General features: G+C 63.9%; 21 protein-coding genes and 3 tRNA genes. 7 read left to right on the forward strand and 17 right to left on the reverse strand.

The window, feature by feature from the left end; all coding sequences use genetic code 11:
- Positions 1 to 110: 110 nt before the first annotated feature.
- Positions 111 to 983 (reverse strand): hypothetical protein, encoded by an 873-nt coding sequence (locus FAZ95_RS15560; RefSeq protein ID WP_137333266.1) that lies wholly within the window; start codon positions 981 to 983, stop codon positions 111 to 113.
- A 271-nt stretch (positions 984 to 1,254) separates the two neighbouring features.
- The gene (locus FAZ95_RS15565) at positions 1,255 to 2,319 is read right to left on the reverse strand and encodes a glycosyltransferase family 4 protein (RefSeq protein WP_137333267.1); all 1,065 of its coding nucleotides are present in this window, start codon (positions 2,317 to 2,319) and stop codon (positions 1,255 to 1,257) included.
- A 699-nt stretch (positions 2,320 to 3,018) separates the two neighbouring features.
- Here FAZ95_RS15565 and FAZ95_RS15570 point away from each other — a divergent pair.
- Complete coding sequence (locus FAZ95_RS15570; RefSeq protein ID WP_175425624.1) at positions 3,019 to 4,890, forward strand: ABC transporter ATP-binding protein; 1,872 nt, start codon at positions 3,019 to 3,021, stop codon at positions 4,888 to 4,890.
- Positions 4,891 to 5,037: 147 nt separating this feature from the next.
- Here FAZ95_RS15570 and otsA read toward each other — a convergent pair whose 3' ends face one another.
- Together otsA and otsB are read right to left on the reverse strand one after the other, a co-directional pair.
- A complete protein-coding gene (otsA, locus tag FAZ95_RS15575) occupies positions 5,038 to 6,480 on the reverse strand; it encodes an alpha,alpha-trehalose-phosphate synthase (UDP-forming) (RefSeq protein WP_137333268.1) in 1,443 nt (480 codons plus the stop codon).
- Positions 6,477 to 7,295: a trehalose-phosphatase gene (gene otsB / locus FAZ95_RS15580; protein ID WP_437437705.1), complete on the reverse strand. Its 819-nt coding sequence runs from the start codon at positions 7,293 to 7,295 to the stop codon at positions 6,477 to 6,479. Before otsB ends, otsA begins: the two co-directional genes overlap by 4 nt.
- Before the next feature lie 260 nt (positions 7,296 to 7,555).
- Here otsB and FAZ95_RS15585 point away from each other — a divergent pair, with 260 nt between their 5' ends.
- Genes FAZ95_RS15585 through FAZ95_RS15595 form a run of 3 tightly spaced genes read left to right on the forward strand, consistent with a single transcriptional unit; the run spans position 7,556 to position 9,618 of the window.
- The gene (locus tag FAZ95_RS15585) at positions 7,556 to 8,233 is read left to right on the forward strand and encodes an SCO family protein (RefSeq protein ID WP_137333269.1); all 678 of its coding nucleotides are present in this window, start codon (positions 7,556 to 7,558) and stop codon (positions 8,231 to 8,233) included.
- Positions 8,234 to 8,261: 28 nt separating this feature from the next.
- Positions 8,262 to 8,720, forward strand: coding sequence for a copper chaperone PCu(A)C (locus FAZ95_RS15590; RefSeq protein WP_137333270.1), 459 nt, complete (start codon positions 8,262 to 8,264; stop codon positions 8,718 to 8,720).
- Between the two features lie 10 nt (positions 8,721 to 8,730).
- Entirely contained in the window at positions 8,731 to 9,618 is an 888-nt protein-coding gene (locus FAZ95_RS15595) for a cytochrome c oxidase assembly protein (protein ID WP_137333271.1), read from the forward strand.
- A 57-nt stretch (positions 9,619 to 9,675) separates the two neighbouring features.
- Here FAZ95_RS15595 and FAZ95_RS15600 read toward each other — a convergent pair whose 3' ends face one another.
- From FAZ95_RS15600 to uvrC, 6 genes are all read right to left on the reverse strand, one after another.
- The gene (locus FAZ95_RS15600; RefSeq protein ID WP_137334581.1) at positions 9,676 to 10,161 is read right to left on the reverse strand and encodes a GNAT family N-acetyltransferase; all 486 of its coding nucleotides are present in this window, start codon (positions 10,159 to 10,161) and stop codon (positions 9,676 to 9,678) included.
- Between the two features lie 293 nt (positions 10,162 to 10,454).
- A tRNA-Cys gene (locus FAZ95_RS15605) sits at positions 10,455 to 10,528 on the reverse strand.
- 114 nt (positions 10,529 to 10,642) lie between these two features.
- Positions 10,643 to 10,718 (reverse strand) — tRNA-Gly (locus FAZ95_RS15610).
- Positions 10,719 to 10,788: 70 nt separating this feature from the next.
- Positions 10,789 to 10,864 (reverse strand) — tRNA-Gly (locus tag FAZ95_RS15615).
- Positions 10,865 to 10,971: 107 nt separating this feature from the next.
- Positions 10,972 to 11,562 (reverse strand): CDP-diacylglycerol--glycerol-3-phosphate 3-phosphatidyltransferase, encoded by a 591-nt coding sequence (pgsA, locus tag FAZ95_RS15620; RefSeq protein ID WP_137334582.1) that lies wholly within the window; start codon positions 11,560 to 11,562, stop codon positions 10,972 to 10,974.
- Positions 11,563 to 11,682: 120 nt separating this feature from the next.
- Positions 11,683 to 13,851: an excinuclease ABC subunit UvrC gene (uvrC, locus tag FAZ95_RS15625; protein ID WP_137333272.1), complete on the reverse strand. Its 2,169-nt coding sequence runs from the start codon at positions 13,849 to 13,851 to the stop codon at positions 11,683 to 11,685.
- Between the two features lie 153 nt (positions 13,852 to 14,004).
- On the opposite strand from uvrC, the gene earP reads away from it, so the two are divergent.
- The 3 genes from earP (at position 14,005) to FAZ95_RS15640 (ending at position 17,621) form a co-directional block, all read left to right on the forward strand.
- Positions 14,005 to 15,219, forward strand: coding sequence for an elongation factor P maturation arginine rhamnosyltransferase EarP (earP, locus tag FAZ95_RS15630; RefSeq protein WP_137333273.1), 1,215 nt, complete (start codon positions 14,005 to 14,007; stop codon positions 15,217 to 15,219).
- A gap of 91 nt (positions 15,220 to 15,310) precedes the next feature.
- Entirely contained in the window at positions 15,311 to 15,868 is a 558-nt protein-coding gene (gene efp / locus FAZ95_RS15635; RefSeq protein ID WP_137333274.1) for an elongation factor P, read from the forward strand.
- Between the two features lie 367 nt (positions 15,869 to 16,235).
- On the forward strand, positions 16,236 to 17,621 hold the full coding sequence (locus FAZ95_RS15640; RefSeq protein ID WP_137333275.1) for a sigma-54-dependent transcriptional regulator: 1,386 nt from the start codon (positions 16,236 to 16,238) through the stop codon (positions 17,619 to 17,621).
- A gap of 104 nt (positions 17,622 to 17,725) precedes the next feature.
- Here the strand turns inward: FAZ95_RS15640 and nagZ are convergent, their stop codons facing one another.
- From nagZ to lepB, 7 genes are all read right to left on the reverse strand, one after another.
- Complete coding sequence (nagZ, locus tag FAZ95_RS15645) at positions 17,726 to 18,754, reverse strand: beta-N-acetylhexosaminidase (protein WP_137333276.1); 1,029 nt, start codon at positions 18,752 to 18,754, stop codon at positions 17,726 to 17,728.
- A gap of 141 nt (positions 18,755 to 18,895) precedes the next feature.
- Positions 18,896 to 19,336 (reverse strand): holo-ACP synthase, encoded by a 441-nt coding sequence (gene acpS, locus FAZ95_RS15650; protein WP_137333277.1) that lies wholly within the window; start codon positions 19,334 to 19,336, stop codon positions 18,896 to 18,898.
- A gap of 14 nt (positions 19,337 to 19,350) precedes the next feature.
- Positions 19,351 to 20,115, reverse strand: a complete 765-nt coding sequence (gene pdxJ, locus FAZ95_RS15655; protein WP_137333278.1) for a pyridoxine 5'-phosphate synthase — start codon at positions 20,113 to 20,115, stop codon at positions 19,351 to 19,353.
- Positions 20,112 to 20,960, reverse strand: coding sequence for a DNA repair protein RecO (gene recO, locus FAZ95_RS15660; RefSeq protein WP_437437742.1), 849 nt, complete (start codon positions 20,958 to 20,960; stop codon positions 20,112 to 20,114). Before recO ends, pdxJ begins: the two co-directional genes overlap by 4 nt.
- Before the next feature lie 7 nt (positions 20,961 to 20,967).
- Positions 20,968 to 21,867: a GTPase Era gene (era, locus tag FAZ95_RS15665; RefSeq protein WP_137333280.1), complete on the reverse strand. Its 900-nt coding sequence runs from the start codon at positions 21,865 to 21,867 to the stop codon at positions 20,968 to 20,970.
- 91 nt (positions 21,868 to 21,958) lie between these two features.
- Positions 21,959 to 23,227, reverse strand: coding sequence for a ribonuclease III (rnc, locus tag FAZ95_RS15670; protein ID WP_137333281.1), 1,269 nt, complete (start codon positions 23,225 to 23,227; stop codon positions 21,959 to 21,961).
- 153 nt (positions 23,228 to 23,380) lie between these two features.
- The gene (lepB, locus tag FAZ95_RS15675) at positions 23,381 to 24,274 is read right to left on the reverse strand and encodes a signal peptidase I (RefSeq protein WP_137333282.1); all 894 of its coding nucleotides are present in this window, start codon (positions 24,272 to 24,274) and stop codon (positions 23,381 to 23,383) included.
- Positions 24,275 to 24,291: the final 17 nt, after the last annotated feature.

Genomic DNA, 24,291 nt, shown 5'->3' on the forward strand with positions numbered 1-24,291 from the left:
CATGCGGGCGGAAACCGCGCGGGAGCGCTGCGCCGCCGCGCAAAACAGGCGATTGGGCGGGAAATCAATATATCACTTCGTGATACAGCCCGCCGGGAGCCCAGCGCCGGTCAGGTGTGAGGAATGACCGGACCGATATCGGGCGACGCCTGTCGCAAGGTTGCATCCAGCGCCCGGGCCGCGGCGCGGTCGCCCTCGGTGGCGAGCGGCACGCGGAACACGGTCTGCCGGTTGTGGCCGGCTGCGGCGGGCGAATCCCACAGCAACTCGATACGTTGGCGCAGATGCCGGCCGCCCACACGCGAGTGCGTGGAGGCCATCGCGGGCGCGGCGCCCGGCAACGCCGTTTCGACGGCGCGCACGTCGCCTAGCGGCGTCACGACGGGCTGCACGTCCGGCGCCGGCCATTTGACCGACAACTCGCGCGCATCGTACTGCCCGACCTTGCGGCTCTCGACCCACACGACGACGGTACGCGTGTTCGCATCGAGCGAAATTGCGTAGCGGCCGATCGCGAAGCGCTTGGCCGCGATGTTCGTGCGCCACAGCGCGCGCGGGCGGCAAATCCACATGACCGCGGCGTAGAGCGCCGGCGCGACGACGAGCCAGCCGTTGGTCTCCGCGATCGTATTGATGGTGCGGCGCCAGCCGGCGGTCCAGACAAACGCCCCGATCGACCAAACCGCGAACGCGAGCCCGAGCAGCGCGAAGAACCGGAGCGCTTGACGCAGCCATTGCGGCAGCGGATGGAACGGGCGCTCGGCCCGCGCCTGAGCGCCTGGCAGGACAATGAGGAGGAACAGGAAGACGACGTTGATGCAGGCCCACGGCGACGACGTCATCGCCGACAGCGACGCGCCATACCCCATTTGCGACATCGAATAGAGCCAGCGCGCGAGAATCACGAGACCGATGGCGCGCAGCGCGAATATCGTTCCGGCGCCGGGCGCCGGATTCGCTCGCGTTTGATTCGTTCTCGCCAAAACGTCCTCCTGACATCGACTGAGCGCCGTCGGGCTGGGCGCCGTCCGGCTTCGCGCCATCCGAAAAACGGCACGGCGGCCATTATAGGGACATTGCAAGAACCGCTCACGCGCATTGCCCGCTTCGAACGCAAAATCGGTGCAAGGACGCAGCCACGGGCCTTCGAAGCGAGGCGCAAAAACAACAACGCCCCGCATGCGGGACTTCGCATGCGGGCGTTGCCGGCGACGGTCGTCTGAAAGACGCCCGCGCCTTTGGCTTTGGCGAACCTTAGCCGGCCGCGACTTCGCGCAGCACGGTGCGGCGCTTCTGGCGGAGCAGATCCTCGTACGAGTTGAGGTAGTTCTGCGCCATCACCTTCGACGAGAAGCGGTCTTCGAACGCCTTGCGCACGGTTGCGCGCGGCAGCGAGGACAGACGCTTGACGGCGGCCACGGCGCTGATTTCGTCTTCGACGACGAAACCCGACACACCGTTTTCGATCACTTCCGGCACCGAGCCGCGCTTGAACGCGATCACCGGCGTGCCGCAAGCCATCGCTTCGATCATCACCAGACCGAACGGCTCCGGCCAGTCGATCGGGAACAGGAGCGCGTGTGCGTTGCCGAGGAATTCGGTCTTCTCGGCTTCGCTGATTTCACCGATGTACTCGACGTGCGGCAGCGACATCAGCGGCTTGATCACTTCTTCGTAGTAGGCACGGTCGGCCTTGTCGAGCTTCGCGGCGACCTTGAGCGGCATGCCTGCCTTCTCGGCGATACGGATCGCCGTGTCGAGGCGCTTTTCCGGCGAGATGCGGCCGAGGAACGCGAGATAGCTCGGCTTCACGTCCGGAATCGGCTTGAGCAAGTTCTCCGGCAGACCGTGGTAGACGGTCGACAGCCAGCTCGCTTGCGGCAGCGGGACGCGCTGGTTGTCGGAGATCGACACCACCGGCACGTCGTTGAACGTGTTGAAGATCGGCTGCAGCTCGGGCAGGTCGAGACGGCCGTGCAGCGTCGTCAGTTGCGGCACCGGCTGGCGCGAGAACAGCGAGAACGGGTAGTAGTCGATGTGGAAATGCAGCACGTCGAAATCGTCCGCGCGGCGGCGCACTTCTTCGAGCAGCAGCATGTGGGGAGCCATCGTGTCGCGGATCGTCGGGTCGAGGCGCAGCGCCTGCGGCCAAACCGCTTCGAGCTTCGCCGACGTTTGCGAATCGCCGCTCGCGAAGAGCGTCACGTCGTGTCCCATTTCGACCAGTGCTTCGGTCAGGTACGACACCACCCGTTCGGTGCCGCCGTACAGTTTCGGGGGAACCGCTTCGTGCAGAGGAGCGATTTGAGCGATCCGCATAGATGAACTCCTAGTAAAAATTCAGGCAAAAATGACTGCTGTTTGTTAAAAGCGAATCGCCTGCTCCGGTGTGGGCGGCCGGCATCTCGTTAGTGATGCCGGCCAATCCTGCATTCGGTTCCATGAGCCTGCGGTGGGTCGCTTGGGCAAGTAAATGCCCGAACGATGTGTGAAGCACCTACGGCGGGCATGAGCCGTTAACGTACTTTTTTCACAATCGTTGACCGGATCAGCACAAATTTCCTAGGGCTAACCCGGACGCCATTATCGGGGCAGCGCAAGGGTTGCGCCGCACATCATTTCAAAGTCTTTACGTTGTTACAAAGGCGAAACACTTTGCAAACCTTTGTTTTTTAAGAAAGTTCTAGATTAAGCCACTGCTGACACCGGTTCCCGAGTACCGTCTCCCCGCTCGCGAACGCGGCTTCATCCGATAGACCGGCCAGTCGGTCCTGAATGGAATTCGTAATTCTATCTCAGAAAGAATTCGGAAAACCTAGGCGCTTGACTCGGGCTCGCCAGAGCGCTACGTAGCACGAAACGCGCCGTCTCGGCGGTCGCACCCGCAGACCGGCGCGCTGAAAAGTGCGCTTACAACACCGCGCTCCGGCACGGGCTGTGCGTGTTTACAATGTCGCCCTGTAGCGGCTGTTATCTTGATATTGGCTCGCGACGCGCCACCCGCAGACTATTCTTTTCATGACTCAACCCGTTTTGCGTCGATCGCACGAAGAATTGGAACATCTCACCGTCGCCCAGCGTAACGCCCGCAATGCGAAGCTTTCGAGCTATGCGCATCGGCCGCTTGCGTTTCTGCTGATCTACATCCGGCGCCACCCTGTCGCCCATGCGATCGTGCTGGCCAGCGTGTTCGCGGCGGTCGGCTGCGCGCTCGGGTCGCAGTACGCGATCAAGCATCTGATCGACGTGCTCGGCGCCGGGCGTCACCACCCCGGCCCGCTGTGGAGCGCGTTCGCGATCCTGGTCGGCCTGATCGCCGCCGACAACCTGCTGTGGCGGATCGGCGGCTGGGTCGCCGCGCATGCGTTCGTCAACGTGACGGGCGACCTGCGGCGCGACCTGTTCTCCTATCTCAGCGGACATTCCCCCACGTACTACGCCGAGAAGCAGCCCGGCATGCTCGCGAGCCGGATCACGGCGACGTCGAACGCCGTCTATACCTCCGAGAACACGATGGCGTGGAACGTGTTGCCGCCGTGCATCGCAGTGATGGGCGCGATCGTGATGATCGTCACGGTGAATCCGATCATGGCGGCGGGCCTTCTCTCCTGCTCGGCCGTGCTCTCGATCGTGCTGTTCAAGCTCGCGAAGCGCGGGTCGTCGCGGCACCATCAGTTCGCGACCAAGGCGGCGTCCGTCGACGGCGAGCTCGTCGACGTGATCAGCAACATGAGCCTCGTGCGCGCGTTCGGCATGACGTTTCGCGAGCAGAAGCGCTTCGGCGCGACGGTCAAGGCCGAGATGGACGCGCGCCAGCGCAGCCTGCTGTATCTCGAGAAGCTGCGCCTCTTGCACGCCGTGATCACGGCGATGCTGTCGGCCGGCTTGCTCGGCTGGGCGTTGTGGCTGTGGGACCAAGGCAAGGCGACCTCCGGCGACATCGTCCTCGTCAGCTCGCTCGGCTTTACGATCCTGCACGGCACGCGCGACCTCGCTGTCGCGCTCGTCGACGTGACGCAGCACATCGCGCGTCTGGCGGAAGCCGTCCAGACGCTGCTCGAGCCGCACAGCATGCCGGATCGCAACGACGCCGGCGAGCTGAGTGCGCAAGGCGGCCGCGTCGACTTCGACGGCGTCACGTTCGCCTATCCGCGCCGCCGCGCGATTCTCGATCATTTCGATTTGCACATCGAGCCGGGCCAACGCGTCGGCCTCGTCGGCAAGTCGGGCGCCGGCAAGTCGACCGTGCTTGCGCTACTGCAGCGCTTTTACGAGACGCAAGGCGGCTCGATCAAGGTCGACGGCCAGGACATCGCAGCCATCACGCAGGACAGCCTGCGCCAATCGATCGCGCTCGTGCCGCAGGACATTTCGCTCTTCCACCGGACCGTCTACGAGAACATCGCCTACGGCCGGCCCGAAGCGACCCGCGAGGAAGTGCTCACCGCCGCGCGCGAGGCGCGCTGCACCGACTTCATCGAAGCGATGCCGGAAGGCTTCGACACGATCGTCGGCGACCGCGGCGTGAAGCTCTCGGGCGGCCAGCGCCAGCGCATCGCGATTGCGCGCGCGATCCTCAAGAATGCGCCGATCCTGCTGCTCGACGAGGCGACGTCGGCACTCGACAGCGCGTCCGAAGAAGCGATTCAGAAGGCGCTCGACCGGCTGATGGTGGGCCGCACCGTGATCGCGATCGCGCACCGCCTGTCGACGCTGCAGAACTTCGACCGCATCATCGTGATGAGCGCGGGCAAAGTCGTCGACGACGGCTCGCCCGAGGAATTGCGCGCCCGGCCCGGTATGTATCGCGATTTGCTCGCGAAGCAATACGGCAAAGGCACGCAGCTGCATCTCGGCGGCAAGAAGTTCGACGAGCAGCACATCGCCTGACGCCTGCGTTCCTTCGGCTTGCACGTGAGAAAAGCCGCACGAACAAAAGCCGCTTCGTTTTCGCGAAGCGGCTTTTTCTTTTGAGGGCTGTGCCCGAGCGGTGAGCGATGAGGGGCGTTCGACGCTCGGCCCGTCGCGCTCAATACGTCATTCGACAGTCGCCTTCTTGCGCACGGTTTTGGCCCGCGCCGCAGGACGCGCTTCCCCGCTGCGCTTGAGATCGCGAAGGAAGTTGTCGCGCCACACCGACACGTTGTTCTCGCGCAGCCGCCCAATCATGTCGCGATAGCGCGCGCGACGTTCCGCAACCGGCATCGCGAGCGCCGTGGCCAGCGCCTCCGCCATCCCGTCGATATCGATCGGATTCACGATCAACGCGCCCTCCAGCTCCTGAGCCGCACCCGCGAAACGCGACAGCACGAGCACGCCAGGATCGTCCGGATCTTGCGCGGACACATATTCCTTCGCGACCAGATTCATCCCATCGCGCAACGGCGTCACGTAGCCGACGTGCGACTCGCGAAAGAGCGCCGCGAGCACCTGACGCTCGTACTGCCGATGGATATAGCGGATCGGCGTCCAGTCGAGTTCGGCGAAGCGCCCGTTGATGCGGCCGGACTCGCCTTCGAGCTGAAGGCGGATGTCCTGATAGGCATGCATGTCCGCGCGCGTCGGCGGCGCAATCTGCACGAACGACACGTTGTTGCGCATCGCGGGCACCTGATCCAGCAAGCGCTCGAATGCGCGGAAACGCTCGACGAGTCCTTTCGAATAGTCGAGACGATCGACGCTCATGATGAGCTTGCGGCCATGCAGCGTCGCCTTCATCGTGCGCACCGGTTTGCCTCGCGCGCCGGCCTTCGCGAGCTGCGCGATCTCGTCCGGATAGACCCCGATCGGATAAGCCGCCGCGCGCAGCGTACGTCCGAAGGCGCGGATCGTCGAGGATCCGTTCTTCGCCGGGTGCTCGCATTCGCCGGCCGCTTCGTGCACGACGTAGTCGCAAAACGCGCGCAAGTCGGGTTCGGTCTGAAAGCCGAGCAAGTCGAACGAACACAGCGCCTCGACGAGCTGCCGATGCGGCGGCACCGCGAGCAGCACTTGCGACGCCGGAAACGGAATGTGCAGGAAGAAGCCGATGCGGTTCTTCACGCCGGCCGCGCGCAGCGCCTGCGCGAACGGGATCAGATGGTAGTCGTGGACCCAGATCACGTCGTCGTCGCGCAAGAGCGGCACGAGCTGCTGTGCGAGCCACGCGTTGACGCGCCGGTAGCCCTCGAAATCGTGGCGGTCGTATTGGATCAGGTCCGCTCGGTAATGAAACGCGGGCCACAGCGTCGCGTTCGAAAACCCGCGGTAGTACTGGTCGTAGTCGCGGCGCACGAGCCCGATGGTGGCAAACGTCACCGGCCCGCGCTCTTCGAGCTGGATCTGCGGCTGCCCGGACGCGAGCACGTCGCCGCTCCAGCCAAACCACATCCCGCCGGTTTCCTTCAGCGCATCGTAGACGCCGACCGCGAGGCCGCCCGCCGCCGGACCGCCCTCGGAAATCGGCGCGACGCGATTCGAAACGATGATGAGGCGGCTCATGACGCGCGTTGAGCGGCAGCGACGATCGCGGACAGCCACTCGTATAGCGCATCGACCGATTCGACGCGCGAGCGCGCCGACGTATCGCCCGCGCCGACTTTGATCGACAGCCCGCCCCGCTCGTTGGCGACCGCGAAGCCCTTCTCGTCGGTCAGATCGTCGCCGGCGAAGAGCGGCGTGCGGCCGGCAAACGGCGGCTCGTCGAGGAACGCGCGCAGCGCGCGGCCCTTGTCGACATCCTTCGGCTTGATCTCGTAGACCATCTTGCCCGGCTGCAGCACGTACGCGCCGGCGTAGTCGGCGACGAGCCGCTGGGTCGCTTCGCGCGCGGCCGGCTCGCGCTCCGGCGCGCTCCGATAGTGCAGCGCGAGCGCCGCGCCCTTGATTTCGAGCAGCATGCCGGGGTTCGCCTGCACGACCTCCTCGAGCACGCGCTCCATGCGCAGCAAACGTTCGTCGTTGAAGCCGACGCGCTGTGTATCGCCGTTCGCGTCGCGCCGCTCGGCGCCGTGCAAGCCCGCGATCGGCAGATCCGGCATGCCGAGAAAGGAGTCGATGTTGTCGATGCCGCGGCCCGACACGATTGCGACCGCGCCATTCGTCAGACGCCGCAGCTCGCCGATCAGATCGATGACCGCGGGCGGCACATGAATGCCGTCGGGCGTCGGCGCCAGTTCGACGAGCGTGCCGTCGAAATCGAAGAAAAACGCGGTCTCGGAGAGAGACAAGAAGGCCGGTAGTGATTGCATCAGTGTGATTGCCTTGCAGCGCTGCACGGCCTGGTACGACCGTTCGCGCCGGAAAAGTTTGCGCATCTTACCGCGCGAGCGCCATTTTTTCGATAAAGCCATTCCCGACGGCAAACGAGCCGCAAAAACAGGGGCGTGCGTTCAAACCGGAAACGGTTACGTTACACCCTGCTTTCAATGGCTGCGACATATTGACTCTGATATGGACGCATCTTGGCCGCACGACAGCGGCTAATCGCAAATTGCGCTACATTCGCAGCCGCTGCACACGAAACGGGCGTTTCCGCGACCAGCCGTGCGCACCCTGTCATTTCATTGAGTTCCGGATGCTGCCTCTGTTCCAAGCCGTCCGTGCGCCGCGCGGCGCGCCGGACCAGCCCCCGCAACGAAACACCACGCTGCGCCGGCGCCTTCGCTTGGCGGCGCTTGCCGCCATCGCCTCCTGCTCCGTGCTGCTCGCCGCATGCTCCCACAACGAGCCGCCATGGCAACTGACCAACGTCTCGGGCCACCTGCCCGACCTCGCGTTCTCGCTGACGGGCGATAACGGCAAGCCCGTCGACGCGTCGGCCTTCAAGGGCGACACCACCCTCGTCTATTTCGGCTACACGCATTGCCCGGACGTGTGCCCGGAAACGATGGCGCGGCTCATGCAAGTGCTCGCAAAGCTCGGGCCCGACGCGAAACAGGTGCGCATCCTGTTCATCACGGTCGATCCCGCTCGCGATACGCCGAAGGCGCTGCACGACTACGTCGGCGCGTTCGATGCCGAGCACGCGCGCGGCCTCACTGGCAGCGACGGCCAGATCGAATCGCTCGCGAAGCGCTACCGCGTCGCGTATCAGATGGAGAAGCTCGACCCGAGCGGCAACTACGAAGTGACGCACAGCTCGGCCGTCTACATTTTCGACGCCGAAGGCCACGCGCGCCTGCTCGCCACCGACAGCGACTCGCCGGACACGATCGCCACCGATCTGCGCAGGTTGATCGAGACCGCCTCTTAATACCACCAACTAGAACCCGGAATTCAGCATGTCCATGAAATTTAAGGCCGTAGCCGCCGCTCTCGCTTCCACCATCGTCGTTGCGTTCAGCACCGGCGCACAGGCCGCCGATGCGCAAGCGATCGGTGTCCAGAACGCGTGGGTCCGCTGGCTGCCGAACAACCTGCCCGCGGCCGGCTACGTGACGCTCACGAATTCGAGCGACAAGCCGATCGATCTCGTCGGTGTGACGAGCCCCGACTACGGCGACGCGATGCTGCACGAGACCGTGTCGAACGGTTCGACGCAGCAGATGGTGCACGTCGACAAGGCGACCGTACCCGCGCACGGTCAGCTGACGATCTCGCCGGGCGGCTACCACTTCATGCTGATGGACGCGAAGCGCAAGATCGCCCCGGGCGACACCGTGCATCTGAAGCTCGAGTTCTCCGACGGTGAACGCATCGACGCGCCGTTTGCCGTCAAGCCGCCTTCGCAAACCAAGTAAGACGCCCGCGATGAATCTGCTGTATTGGCTCGAACCGTGGGAACCGTCGCCGACGGTCGTCGTCTGCGTGCTGGTCGCGGCGGTACTCTTTGCGCGCGGCGCGCCCAAGGCGCGGACGACGTTGCGGCGGCAACTGTCGTTTTGGTTCGGGCTGGTGGCGCTCTACCTCGCGCTGCATACGCGGCTCGACTACTACTTCGAGCATGAGTTCTTCATGCACCGCGCGCAGCATCTCGTCCTGCATCACCTCGGGCCGTTCTTCATCGCGTGGTCATATCCGGGCGCAGCGTTGCGCGCGGGGATTCCGTTCAGCTGGCGACAACGCTTCATGCGTCCGGCGCTGCAGACCAAGCCGGTGCGCATCGTGCTCGATGTGCTGTTCCAGCCGGTCGTCGCCGTGGTGTTGTTCGTCGGGCTGATCTACTTCTGGCTGCTGTCGCCGATTCACTTCAAGGCGATGCTCGACTGGCGGCTCTATCGCGTGATGAACTGGAGCATGGTGATCGACGGGCTGATGTTCTGGTGGCTCGTGCTCGACCCGCGGCCCGCGCCGCCTGCGCGGCTCGCGCCGGGGCGACGCATCATGATGGTCGTCGCGGCGATTCCGCCGCAAATCGTGCTCGGCGCGCTGATCTTCTTCACGCCGCGCGAGCTGTATCCGATCTACTCGATCTGCGGCCGCGCGTTCACCTGGATCAGTCCGATTCGCGATCAGCAGATCGGCGGCTTGCTGCTATGGATTCCCGGCTCGATGATGAGCGTGTTCGGCGCGCTGATCGCGCTGCGTCACTGGATGCGGCTCTCGGGACGCGAGCGCTTGCGGCAGGAGCGTATGCGCGACGATGGGCGCAACAAAGACGCGGGAGTGGCGCCGCAGCGTCCGCTGCACGCTGGCTGAGCGGCTGAAAAAAGAAAGCGTCGAAAGAAGGGCGGCTTGCAGGCCGCCCTTTGCGTCTTATACCGAGCGCATCCAGACGTGCGGGATGCCGTCCTCATCGTGGACATCGGAGCTCGGCTCGAAACCGAACGCACCATAGAACGCCTGCAGATGCGCTTGCGCATGCAGACTGATCGCAGCGTCGGGCCATTGCTTGACGATGTGCTTGAGCGCCTGCTCGAGCATCGAGCTGCCCAGGCCGATGCCGCGATACGCGGCCGTGGTCAGCACCCGGCCGATGCGCACGTCGGTTTCTTTTTCGTCGGGCAGCAACACGCGCAGATAGCCCGCAAGCGGCTTGTCGCTACCGCTGCCGTCGTAGGCGAACAGGTGCCACGCATTCGCGTCCTGCCCGTCGATATCGCCGTAGACACAGTTCTGCTCGACGACGAAAACCGCGCTGCGCGCCGCGAGCATGTCGTAGACTTCGTTGGAGTTCAGTTCGGAGAACGGCTTCCAGTGCCATTCGATCTCGACGGACGGAGTGGGTTTCGATTCGGTCATCATGGCGTGGGATTACGCAGAAGGCGCGTACGGAATGGCTCAGTGCGACGATTATGCCGCGATGCGGCAGCAAAGGCCATGCGGAGCCATCCAGCGGGACGATGCCTCAGCACCCCGTTACCGAACTTCTAGTACGCCCCTGAAATCGGCCGCTGGGTAAAGTCGGTCGAGGAGTACTACGGAAGCAACGGAGTGCGAAGCGAACGCTATACCAACGAATTGGAGTCGTTCAAGCGCAGCACGCAATAGCGTGCGAAAAACAAAAAGCCCCGACAATTCGGGGCTTTTTCATCTGGAGGCGCGAGCCGGAGTCGAACCGGCCTACACGGCTTTGCAGGCCGCTGCATAACCGCTTTGCTATCGCGCCATAAGCGGACTGCTTAACCGTCGCCATTCATCACGCGTTGCAACGATTCGCAGATTGATACGTTTGGCCGACTGGCCACCAAACAAAAAGGGAAGCGTTGCTTCCCCGTATGTCTGGAGCGGGAGACGAGTCTCGAACTCGCGACCTCAACCTTGGCAAGGTTGCGCTCTACCAACTGAGCTACTCCCGCATGGTCCTGCATGTGCAGCGCATTGCCTTGTTCATGCCGACAACACTTCAACAAAACGCCGCTTCGAATCTGGAGCGGGAGACGAGTCTCGAACTCGCGACCTCAACCTTGGCAAGGTTGCGCTCTACCAACTGAGCTACTCCCGCGTTTTGCTGCTTCCCGATCAGCACCTGCGTGCATCGGAGAAACGAGATTATGTATAAGCCACTGAAACGTGTCAACCCCTTCTGGCTAACTATTTGCGGCAAGCGCATTACAAGATGCCGCCGCGCTCGCGGATCTGCGGCCACGCGAGCTTCATGTAATACAGCATCGACCAGATCGTCAGCACTGTCGCGAGATAGATGAGCCACAGGCCCCACACGCGCGTGTCCATCACGAACGCGCCGAGCGGCAGCGGCCCGTAGTAGAGCAGCATGGGAATCGCCACCATCTGGCACGCCGTCTTGAACTTGCCCAACTGATTCACGGCGACGCTCTTCGACGCGCCGATCTGCGCCATCCATTCGCGCAGCGCCGAAATCGCGATCTCGCGGCCGACGATCACCAGCGCGATCGCCGATTCGATCCGCGCCAATTGCACGAGGATGAGAAGCGCTGCCGTCACCATCAGCTTGTCGGCGACAGGGTCGAGGAACGCGCCGAACGCCGACGTCTGATTCCACCTGCGCGCGAGATGACCGTCGAACCAGTCAGTCAGCGCGGCGACCACGAAGATCGTTGTCGCTGCGATATTGCGGTGCATGGGGCTCATCATGATGTCCGGCAGATAAAACACGCCGACGATGAGCGGGATCAGCACGATTCGCAGCCACGTCAGGAAAATCGGAATGTTGAACGGCATGGGCAAGCGCTGCGCAAAAATGAGGGCCAAGGAGATGTCATTGTGCCGTGTCGCCGAAGGTGTCACAAGCCAAGCGGCTTGCAGCGCCGATGCGGCACGGCAGACGGGTTATACACGGGTTCAATGAAGCTGCCGATAGATCTGCTCGGCAAGCGACCGCGAGATGCCCTCGACGCTCGCCAGATCGTCCACACTCGCCGCCACGACGCCACGCAACCCGCCGAAGCGCGCCAGCAGCCGTTGACGCCGTTTCGCGCCGACGCCTTCGAGCTCTTCGAGACGCGACGTCTGGCGCGTCTTCGCACGCTTCGCTCGCATCCCGGTGATCGCGAATCGGTGCGCCTCATCGCGGATCTGCGCAACGAGCATCAGCGCGGCGCTTTCCTTGCCCAGCTCGAGCGGCGTGCGGCCATCGGCGAAGATCAGCGTCTCGAGGCCGACCTTGCGGCCCTCGCCCTTCGCGACGCCGACCAGCATGCCGCAGTCGAGACCCAGCTCGGTGAAAACCTGGCGCGCGATTTCGACTTGCCCTTTGCCGCCGTCGATCAACACGATGTTCGGCAAGAGACCGCCGGCCGCAACGGGCTCGGCCGCTTCAGCCGCTGCGTTCGGATCGGCTGCCGCATCCGGTTGCAGCGCCACCGCTTCATCGGCCGCATTCTGCGCGGCCTGCGCAACCATCTTCTCGTAGCGGCGCGTGAGGACTTGGCGCATCGCCGCGTAATCGTCGCCTGGCGTGATGCCGGTGATGTTGTAGCGACGGTATTCGCCCGACTGCATCTTGTGATGGTGATAAACCACGCACGACGCCTGCGTGGCCTCGCCCATCGTGTGGCTGATGTCGAAGCACTCGACGCGCAAATGCGCGAGATCCTCGCCTTCGAGCCCCAGCGTATCGGCGAGCGCACGCGTGCGCGCCTGTTGCGAGCCTTGCTCGGAGAGCAGACGCGCGAGCGCGAGGCGCGCGTTCTGTTCGGCCATGCCGAGCCACACGCGCTTTTGCCCCTGCGGCTGGCGCAACACCGTGACCTTGTGCCCCGCCTGCTCGGTCAAGAGCTCAACCAACTCGCGATTCGCCGGCGCGTGGCTCACGATCAACACGGGCGGCACGCGGTTGCCGAGATAGTGCTGTGCGATGAACGCATCGAGCACTTCACTTTCGATGCCGGGTTCGCGCGAGCGCGAAGCCGGCTCAGCGTCATCGGCATCGGTCTCTGCTTCGGACGACATTTCTTGTGCGACGGCAAGAGGGTCCGGCACCTCATCCGGGTCGCCGGAAGACTTCGGTGCGCCCGCGCGCGGCCTGGCCTGCGCGGAATCGATCGCCATCGCAGCGGCGTCATCCGCCGACGCGGCAACACTCTCCTCCGCAACGCCGAGCCCCCCTTCGTCTGCCGTCAGCGCGCTTTCGACATGCGCAGGGAAATACGCCTTGTCACCGAGATGACGGCCGCCGCGCACCATCGCGAGATTCACGCAGACGCGCCCACCGAGCGCGACGACCGCGAGAATATCGGCGTCGCTGTCGCCGCCCACCTCGATCGCCTGCTGATGCAGCACCGTCGCCAGCGAGCTCATCTGATTGCGCACCGCTGCCGCCTGCTCGAACTTCAACTCGCCGGCAAACGCGTGCATCTTCTCTTCGAGCTCCTTCATGACTTCGGTCTGCCGGCCGAGCAGAAAGCGCGACGCGTTCGAGACGTCGCGCGCGTAGTCCTCTTCGCTGACCGCGCCGACACACGGCGCCGTGCAGCGGCCGATCTGATGCAGCAGGCACGGCCGCGTGCGGTTGCTGAACACGGAGTCTTCGCAGGTGCGCAACTGGAACACGCGCTGCAGGATCTGAATGCTCTCGCGCACCGCCCATGCGCTCGGGAACGGACCGAAGTACTGGTTCTTCTTGTCGACCGCGCCCCGGTAGTACGCCATGCGCGGGAACGGATGCGCGGTCAGCTTCAGATACGGGTACGATTTGTCGTCGCGAAACAGAATGTTGTAGCGCGGCGTCAGCGCCTTGATCAAATTGTTCTCGAGCAGCAGCGCCTCGGCTTCGGAGCGCGTCACGGTCGTCTCGATGCGTGCGATGCGCGTGACCATCATCGCGATGCGCGGCGACAGCTGCGTCTTCGTGAAATAGCTCGATACGCGCTTTTTCAGGTCGCGCGCCTTGCCGACGTACAGCACGGCGCCTTGCGCGTCGTAATAGCGATAGACGCCCGGCAAATGCGGCAGCTGCGCGAGGATTTTCTTCGGTTCGAAGTCGGGTTCGAGAACGTCGGTATCGGTCATGCAGAGTTCGAACAGTGCGTCGCGCGACAGGGCGCCGGGGGCAATTCGCGAGAGGCTCGCTAAGCGCGAAGTCGCCACGCGTGTGCTTTAGAATCGCCAGTTTAGAACATTCCGCATGTGCCCGAACCGCACGCACATTCGGAGGCAACCGCCATGCCCGCTCACCCACCTCCCTCCCATTCCCGGCGCGAGTCCGCGCGCGCTCCGGCGAAAGCCGACGACCGCATCGCGTGCGACATCTTCTGCGCGGTCGTCGACAATTTCGGCGATATCGGCGTGTGCTGGCGTCTCGCTCGGCAGCTCGCGGCCGAACACGGCTGGCAGGTGCGCGTATTCGTCGACGATCTGCATGCGTTCCAGCGGCTGTGCCGCGCGATCGACGTCGATCTGCCCCGGCAGACCGTCGAGGGCATCGCGATCGAGCATTGGCACGAGCCGGCACACGCCGGCGATACGCTCAAAGTCGCGGACGTCGTGATCGAAGCGTTCGCCTGCGAGTTGCCGCCTGCCTACATCGCCGCGATGGCGCGCCGCGAGCGCGCGCCGATCTGGATCAATCTGGAGTACCTGAGCGGGGAGGACTGGGTCGCGGATTTCCATCTGCGCCCCTCGCCGCATCCGCGTTATCCGCTGACCAAGACCTTTTTCTTCCCCGGCCTCGGCGCCGGCACTGGCGGCGTGTTGAAGGAACGCGGTCTGGATTCGGCACGAGAGGCGTTCGAATCGTCACAGGAGGCGCGCGACGCCTGGTGGCGAAACACCACGGGAGGACCGCCGCCGGAATCCGAGGCGACCGTCGTATCGCTCTTTGCGTATGAAAATCCCGCCGTCGACACCCTGCTCGAACAGTGGCGGGACCAAGCGGAACCGACCTGTCTGCTGGTGCCGGAAGGTCGTATCTCGGGCGCAGTCGGGCGTTTCTTCGGCCTGCCGTCGTTCAGCGCAGGCGCTCATGCGCAACGCGGCAGCCTGCGCGCGCATGCGCTCGCGTTCACCGAACAGCCGGCCTACGACGCGCTCCTATGGGCGAGCCACCTCAACTTCGTGCGCGGCGAGGATTCGTTCGTGCGTGCGCAATGGGCGCGGCGTCCGTTCGTCTGGCAGATCTATCCGCAAGCGGACAACGTGCACCTGCAGAAGCTGGACGCCGCCCTCGCCCACTGCACCGCCACGCTCCCCAAGGCCGCGCGCGTTTCGATGGAGCGCTTCTGGCACGCGTGGAACGGCGGCGGCGAGCCGGATTGGTCCGATTATTGGCGGCATCGCACCGAATTTGAGACACGGGCGGCCGCTTGGGCGCACGAACTGGCCGCCGTCGGCGACCTCGCCGGAAATCTGGCTAAATTCGCAAAAACTCAGTTAAAATAAGCGGTTATCCAACGGCCTGCAATGTACCTAGGCGCCCTGCGCATCGATGCCGTTGAGCAACATTGACTTTAAATTCGCACAGGACAGTTTTATGAAGATCGCTCAGGAACTCCGCACCGGCAACGTCGTGATGATCGGCAACGACGCAATGGTCGTGCAGAAGGCCGAATACAACAAATCGGGCCGCAACTCCGCCGTCGTCAAGATGAAGTTCAAGAACCTGCTGACCGGCGCAGGCATGGAAACGGTGTACAAGGCTGACGATAAATTCGACGTCGTCGTGCTCGACCGCAAGGAAGTGAGCTACTCGTACTTCGCCGACCCGATGTACGTGTTCATGGACGCCGACTACAACCAGTACGAAGTCGAAAGCGAAATGATGGGCGACGCGCTGCACTACCTCGAAGAAGGCATGGCTTGCGAAGTCGTGTTCTACAACGAGAAGGCGATCTCGGTCGAGCTGCCTACCACGCTCGTGCGCGAAATCATCTACACGGAGCCGGCGGTCAAGGGCGATACGTCGTCGGGCAAGGTGCTCAAGAACGCGAAGATCAACACCGGCTTCGAACTGCAAGTGCCGCTTTTCTGCAACATCGGCGACAAGATCGAAATCGATACGCGCACGCACGAATATCGCAGCCGCGCCTAAGCTGGACGGTCTATCCCAGGCAGTCCGGCCGCGCCGTTAGCGGTCAGATCGAAAAGCGCTCCCTCGGGGGCGCTTTTTCTTTTTAGTGCGAGTCGTGTATGTTCTAAGAAAACTTTACCGGGTCGCCCTCTCCAAATTGCCTATCCGATCGCGTCGAGAGCGCAACATTCGGATACAAATCATTGTTCTATATAGTTATTTTCTTATGGCACGCTATATGCTGAAGTAACTTTCGCCGCCCCATTCATCTCAAAAATAGGACGGCAAGCAGCGTTCTTATGCTGCTTGGCTCTATACAACTCCCGCGAGACGCATCGGACCGACCGCCGAGAGCGGGTTATCGACCATTTGATTGATTGCGCCAGCCATGCCACACGCCCTGATTGTCGAAGACGATCCCAATAGCCTGTCAGGCCTCTCCGCGATCGTTGCCGCCGACGGCTTTTCCGTCGATACCGCAACTTCGCTCGCCGAAGCCAGGGCTGCATTGACGCGCTTCATTCCCGACGTCGTGCTCGTCGACTTGAACCTGCCCGATGGCGGCGGTCTGGACCTGCTGCCGAATCTCCCGTCGCAGCCGCCCGACGGCACCCTGCCCGTCATCGTGATGACCGGCAACGCAACGGTCGAAAGCGCGATCGAGGGCCTGCGCCACGGGATCTGGGACTATTTGCTCAAGCCCGTCAACATTCCGCGCCTGCGCAGCCTGCTTGCGCGCATTCCGCGCCCGTACGAACTGACCGAGGAAGTGCAGACGCTGCGCGCGACGTTGCGGCGGCTTGGCCATTTCGGACCGATGATCGGGCGCAGCGACGCGATCCAGCACGTCTACGACCGGATCGAGCATACGGCGCCGACCGAGAGCGCCGTGCTGATCTACGGCGAAGCGGGCACGGGCAAGGAGATCGCGGCGCGCACGCTGCATGAGATGAGCCGCCGCCGCAAAGGTCCGTTCGTCTCGTTCGACTGCCGCTCGTTCGCGCACGACATCAACGGCAGCCGCTCGGCCGACAGCATCCTCTTCGGTCACGAGCACGGCGCCTTCGCGGGCGCGGAGCGCCGCGAGCCCGGCCTCTTCGAGCAGGCAGGCGGCGGCACGCTCTTTCTCGACGAGATCACCGAGTTGCCGCTCGCGCAACAAGAAGCGCTGCTGCGCGCGCTCGATTCGCAGACGTTCATGCGCGTCGGCGGAACGAACCAGGTGGTCACGGATTTCCGGCTCATCGCGGCGACCCGCCGGCCTGTGCGCGAAGCAGTGGCCGACGGCACGCTGCGCGAAGACCTATGGCTGCGGCTCGACGCGTCGTCGATCGCACTGCCGCCGCTGCGCGAGCGCGGCGAAGACGCGGTGCTGTTCGCCGAAGTGCTCGTCGACGACCTGAATCGTGAAGTCAACGCCAGCGGTTTTGCGACGGTGAACAAGCACATCGGCCCGAACCTGATTCGCGAGTGCCTTACGTACGACTGGCCGGGCAATGTCCGCGAGCTGCACGAGCGCGTGCGGCGCGCGTACAACGCGTCGGGCGAAGTGATCGAAACGCTGCGGGCAGACGAGGCCAGCAGCGCGGGCGGCCGCCGCTTGAACGGCGGCAGCGTGCAGGTGACGGTGGGGACGCCGCTCGCCGATGTCGAAGACCTGCTGATTCGCGCGACGCTCGACGCGGTCGGCGGCACGCGGCATCGCGCAGCGACGCTGCTTGGCATCAGCCCGAAGACGCTCTACAACAAGCTGCAGCGGATGAAGCTGTCGTGACGGCGGCACACGCTGCCGAAGCGCGCTACCACCGCGCTCCGCTCTAGCTGGCCAAACAAAAACGCCGCCTCGAAAGGGCGGCGTCTTCGTTTCAGCTGTGCGTGTCAGGCAAACGCGTTGCGCAACAATGCCTGCGCCTGCAAATACTCGGGCTGCCCGACGAGCTTGTCCCAGCTCAACGCCTTGCCACGCGGCCGCATGCGTTTCAGGCGCCTCAGCGACTCCTTCGACGGCTCGTAACGCAACTCGTTGAGCACCTGCTCCGCCGCGTTCGGCTGATTGCAGACGAGCACCATATCGCAGCCGGCCGCGAGCGCCGCCGTTGCCGCTTCGGTCAACGTGCCGCCTTCGCGCGCCGCTTCCATCGACAGATCGTCGCTGAAAATCGCGCCCGTGAAGCGCAGCTTGCCGCGCAGGATGTCCTGCAGCCACACGCGCGAGAAGCCGGCCGGCTTCGCATCCACCTGCGTATAGATCACGTGAGCCGGAATCACCGAGGCGAGCGACATCCCGAGCCAATCGTACGGCGCGACATCGTCCTGCAGGATCTCGTCGAGCGGGCGATCGTCGGTCGGCAGCGCGACGTGCGAATCGGCCGCCGCAAAGCCGTGTCCCGGAAAGTGCTTGCCGCAATTGGCCATCCCCGCGAGCGCGAGACCGTGATTCAAGCTCTTCGCCAGCATCGTGACGACGCGCGCATCGCGATGAAATGCCCGGTCGCCGATCACCTTCGAATGACCGTGGTTCAAATCGAGCACCGGCGTGAAGCTCATGTCGATGCCGCACGCACGCAGCTCCGACGCCAGAACGTAGCCCACCGCCGTCGCCACCTTCGTCGCGTAGAGCACATCCTTGTCCCACAGCTCGCCGAGCTTGCCCATCGCCGGCAGCACCGTGAAGCCACCCGTGCGGAAGCGCTGCACGCGGCCGCCTTCGTGATCGACGGCGATCAGGATGTCCTCGCGCACGTCGCGAATCGCGTCGGTCAACGCGACGAGCTGCGCGCGGTTTTCGTAGTGGCGCGAAAACAGGATCACGCCGCCCGTCATCGGATGCGCGATGCGCCGCATGTCGTCGGCGGTAAGGGTGGTGCCGAGCACGTCGAGCATCACCGGTCCGAGGGAATTTTTCATGGGATCAACGTAGGAATAAGAAGGAGACGGCCTGGCCCACTATGGGCTGGGCCATCTTGGCCTGGCCCATTACGGGCTGGGCCATCGTGGCCCGCGCTGCCACGGCGCCGACGGCCAAACAAAGGAAAGACGCCGAAAACGTCATTCGACTGCGGGATCGGCTTGGGACGACCCGGCCTGGGCCGTCTCGGCCGTTTCGGCGATCACGAAGGACACCGCGTAATCACGCTCGTCGCTGACCGTCACGCGCGCGGTAATGCGGCGCTCGGCGAGCCAGTCCGCCAGCTCGCCCGATGCGACGACGAAGGGCTTGCCGCTCGGCTCGTTCAGCGTCTGCAATGCGCGCCATGTCATCGGCCAGTGCATGCCGAGACCGATCGCTTTCGAAAATGCTTCCTTCGCGGAAAAGCGCGTCGCGAGAAACGCCAGGCCGCGCACTTCCGAGCGCGCGTTGCGGGCCTGATAGACACGCAATTCGTCGGGGCCGAGCACCTTCTCGGCAAAGCGCCCCTCTGTGCGTTTCATCACCGCCGCGACGCGGCTTACCTGAACGATATCGGTGCCGATGCCGTAGATTGCCATGCGCACCCTCGACGTCAGTGCAGGGCGGCGAGACGCGCCGCGACCATGATCGCCTTCATCTCGCGCACCGCGTTCTCCCAGCCCGCAAAGATGGCGTGCGCAACGATCGCGTGGCCGATGTTCAGCTCGACGATGCCTTCGATGGCGGCGATCTGCTGCACGTTCGTGTAGTGCAGACCGTGCCCCGCATTGACCTTGAGCCCAAGCGACGCGCCGAATTCGACGCCGCGCACGATTCGCTCGTATTCGCTCTGCTGCTCGGCCTGATCGCGCGCTTCGGCATAGCGGCCCGTATGCAATTCGATGACGGGCGCGCCGGCTTCGTGAGCAGCGCGGATCTGCGCCTCGTCGGGATCGATGAAGAGCGACACGCGCGAGCCGGCATCGGCGAGCTGACGGCAAGCCGCACGCACCGACTCGAAGTGGCCGGCGACGTCGAGACCGCCTTCGGTCGTCAACTCCTGACGCTTTTCCGGCACGAGACACACGTCATGCGGACGCACTTCGCAAGCGATATCGAGCATCTCCTGCGTGATCGCGCACTCGAGGTTCATGCGCGTCTTCAGTTGCGTGCGCAACGATCGAACGTCGGCGTCGACGATATGCCGGCGGTCTTCGCGCAGATGCAGCGTGATCGCGTCGGCACCGGCCTCTTCCGCGAGCAGCGCGGCATGGATCGGATCGGGATACGACGTGCCTCGCGCGTTGCGCAGCGTGGCGACGTGATCGATGTTCACGCCGAGGTCGATCGCATTGGGCGACGTAAGAAAGAAGCTCATAGATTCTGCAAATCGATCAGGATCTGGCGGGTGGCAAGCGGCGCTCCGCCAAGATAGGTGTTGAGCAAAAAGCGCATCAGCGTCTTGCTTTGCGCGACGGTCTGCGCACGATGGTAATCGTCCTGCTCCATATCGAGCAATGTTTGCCCCGAGACGACCGGCCAATGCGCGGGCCATTGCAAGGCCAAATCGCCGCTCGCATCGCGCACGCCCCGCTCCGGGTCGAACACGTACTTGCCGTCGGGTACCACGGCCTTGCGAGCGACGGTGCGATCGAGCGCCATGGCATAGCCGGTTTCGCGCAAGAGCACGCGCTCGAACGACCGCAGCACTTGCACGGGCGGTTCATCGTGGGCAAGCCGGGTCAGCGTGACGACGTAGTGATGGAACAGTTGCGGATGCGGATCTTCGCGCGCGCAGAATTTGACGAGCAGCTCGTTGACGTAGAAGCCGCACAACAGCGCATCGCCGGTCAGCGGCAGCATGCCGCCGACCCACTCCGCGCCCGTCAGCGTACGCATCTCCGATTTGCCCGACCACGACATCGCGAGCGGCTGGAAGGTCTGAAGCACGCCGCGCAGCGCGGAATGCGGGCGCTTCGCGCCTTTCGCGACGAGCGCGAGCCGCCCGTGGTCGCGCGACAAGACATCGATGATGAGACTCGTCTCGCGATACGGATAGCTGTGCAGCACGAATGCCGGCTGCTCGGCGATGCGGAATTCGGAGGTCCGCGGCGCGCGCTTCGGCTTCGTGCTTGCCGGTTTGGGTGGCGCCGCGGCGTCGGTAGCGGGGTCGGTAGCGGCTTCTCCGCCCTTGCCACCCGCTTCATCCGCGTGTTCTGTCATCCACGCGTCATTCGTACCCATAGGCGCGTAGTCCGGCTTCGTTGTCCGCCCACCCGCTCTTCACCTTGATGAAGGTTTCCAGGTACACCGGGCCGTCGAACAGCTTTTCCATATCGAGGCGCGCTTCCGTGCTGATCTGCTTCAGCTTGGCGCCCTTCTGGCCGATGATCATTGCCTTGTGCGTATCGCGATCGACGAGGATCGTCGCGAACACGCGCCGCAGGCGTCCCTCCTGCTCGAACTTGTCGATCAGGACGGTGCTCGTGTACGGCAACTCGTCGCCGGTCCAGCGGAACACTTTCTCGCGCAGGATTTCGGCGGCCAGGAAGCGCTCGCTGCGATCCGTCAGGTCGTCCTCACTGTAGATCGGAGCGCCTTCCGGCAAGTACGGCTTGACCGTTTCGAGCAGCCGCTTGATGTCGTCCGAATTCTTCGCCGACAGCGGCACGATCTCCTTGAATTCGCGCAGGCCGCTCATCTGCTGCATGAAGGGGAAGAGCGTGTCCTTGTCCGACACGCGATCGAGCTTGTTCGCGATCAGGAGCACCGGCGCCGACGGCGGAATCAGGTCGAGCACTTTCTGATCGTCGGGACCGAAGCGGCCCGCTTCGATGACGAAGAGAATCGCGTCGACCGAGGTCAGCGTCGATGTCACCGCGCGATTGAGCGAGCGGTTCAGCGCGCCGCTGTGGCGAGTCTGGAAGCCCGGCGTGTCGACGAAGATGTATTGCGCATCGTCGAACGTGTGAATGCCGGTGATACGGTGACGCGTCGTCTGCGCCTTGCGCGACGTGATGCTGACTTTCTGGCCGACGAGCGCGTTCATCAGCGTCGATTTGCCAACGTTCGGGCGGCCGACGATCGCGACCATGCCGCAGCGGAAACCGGTGGAAGAAGATGCGTTCATAGTGAGCTGCGGCAAATGGGGTGAAATGCGGGGCGGTTCAGAAAACCGGCCGATCCGGCAACGAGCGCGGCGTCTGCCGGCACGTGCCGGTTCATGAGCGGCCGGCGTCGGCGGCGCCGGGTTCGACGGCCGCCGCCACGGCTGCGGCCGAAGCGGCATCGTCCACCGGGGTTTCGCGCGGCTGCGCTGCCTTCTCGGCGGCGCGCGCGGCGGGCTCGGCCGCTTCGGGGGCTTTACCGGCTCCGTTGGCTTGGGCTTTCGGGGCTGCGTCGGCGGCAAGCGTGTCCATCGGCTTGTCGACGCTCTTTTCGCCGGCCTTTTCTGCCACCGGCCTAGCGTTAGCCGCGACTTTTTCCACAGCGAGTTTCTCGGCGGCGGGCTTCTCGACGCGATCCGCCTTATCGGTTCGCTCCCCCTTTTCCGTCTTTTCGGCGCGTTCCACTCGATCCGGCGAATGCTCGACGTGCGACGCGCGGATCACCGCCACCGGCCCAGGCACGGCTCGCTCGGCGGCCGACTCGGGATGACCGGCCTTCGCTTCCGCACGAGCCGCCCGATCGCGCCTCGGCTCAGGTGCCCGCAAGTCGAGCGCGGTCTGCACGCCGGTCACGCCCGGCACGATTTCCGGCTCGGCATGCTTGGCGGTGCGCGCGCCCTTCGAGCGCTTCGGCTTGGCGGCCAAGGCCGGGGCCACGGCCATCACCTCGTCGAGCGCCTTCTTCGCCGCGGCCTGCTCAGCCGCGCGGCGGCTCGCGCCCGACCCCGACACCTTGATATCGAGCTTGGGCACCGTGCATTCGACTTCGAACTGTTGATTGTGCGCCGCACCATGCGTCGCGACGACCGTATAGGTCGGCAGCGCGATCTTGTGGCCCTGCAAGTACTCCTGGAGCAGCGTCTTGGAATCCTTGCCGAGCGTGCGCGGATCGATATGGTCGAGAATCGGGACATACAGGCGCTTGATGACCGTCTGTGCGGCCTCGAAGCCGCCATCCAGAAAGATCGCGCCGAGGATCGCCTCGAGCGTATCGGCGAGGATCGACGGACGCCGGAACCCGCCGCTACGCAGCTCGCCTTCGCCGAGGCGCAAGCCTTCTGAAATATTCAGGGCCTGAGCGATTTCATACAACGACTGCTGCTTGACCAGATTGGCCCGCACGCGGGACAAATCGCCCTCGTCCAGTTTGCCGAACCGTTGGAACAATAGGGCAGCCACCGCGCAGTTGAGAACGGAGTCGCCGAGAAACTCGAGCCGTTCGTTGTGCGTGGCACTGTGACTGCGATGGGTCAAAGCTTGGCGCAACAATTCCGCATTGCGAAATTCGTAGCGCAACCGGCTTTCCAGCGGGGAGAGAGGCATGTGCAAAGTATAACGCGGGCGCCAGACCCGTCGAACTGGTGAGACCCGACATGAAAAAAGTGCGGCGAAGCCGTGTTACCGCACGTTCTTAAAGTAGCGTCGCAAACGCGCCGCGCATTTTCAGAGCGGCCCGCTTGCCATCGAGACCGGCATTCAGTGGAATGAACCGATGCGCTTCAGGCTGCTGAAGTTCATCCAGATGAAGAACGCGCGACCGACGATGTTGTTGTCGGGCACGAAGCCCCAGTAGCGGCTGTCCGCACTGTTGTCGCGGTTGTCGCCCATCATGAAGTAGTTGCCCGGCGGCACTTTGCAGATCACGCCTTCGCTGTTGTATTGGCAGTTGTCGCGAAACGGGTAATCGTCGGCGCCGACCACGAACGGCGGTACTGCGGGATTGTTCAGAATGGCGTTCTTGCGGTCGCCGAGATCTTCTTCGAATTGCTTCGCGTAGCCGATGCGCTCTTCATCGAAGTAATCGGGCAGCGATGTCTCCGGCACGGGCTTGCCGTTGATCGTCAGCTTCTTGCCTTGATAGGCGACCACATCGCCAGGCAAGCCGATCACGCGCTTGATGTAGTCGACCGACTCGTCCTTCGGATAGCGGAACACGACGACATCGCCGCGCTCGAGCGGACGGCCCTGCGTGACTTTCGTGTTGGTGATCGGCAGGCGCAGGCCGTAGTCGAACTTGTTGACGAGGATGAAGTCGCCGACCAGCAGCGTCGGCACCATCGAGCCCGATGGAATCTTGAACGGTTCGACGACGAACGAGCGCACGAGGAACACCACCAGAATCACCGGGAAGAAGCTTGCCGTGTACTCGAGCCACCACGGCTGGCGCAGCTTGTCGTCGCGAATGCGGGCGCGCGTTTGCGGTGCATTTTCGTCGGCGAAACGCTCGCCGACGCGCTGCTGCTGCCTATCGAACTCCGCGACCGCGGCGTCCGCTGCGCGCCGCCGTTGCGGCTGAAAAACGAGTTTGTCTGCTACCCACGCGATGCCGGTCAAAATGACGAGCACAAAAAGAATCAGCGCAAAATTCATGTTGTTAGAGAGATCCT

This window comes from Trinickia violacea (assembly GCF_005280735.1).
Taxonomy (GTDB): domain Bacteria; phylum Pseudomonadota; class Gammaproteobacteria; order Burkholderiales; family Burkholderiaceae; genus Trinickia_A; species Trinickia_A violacea.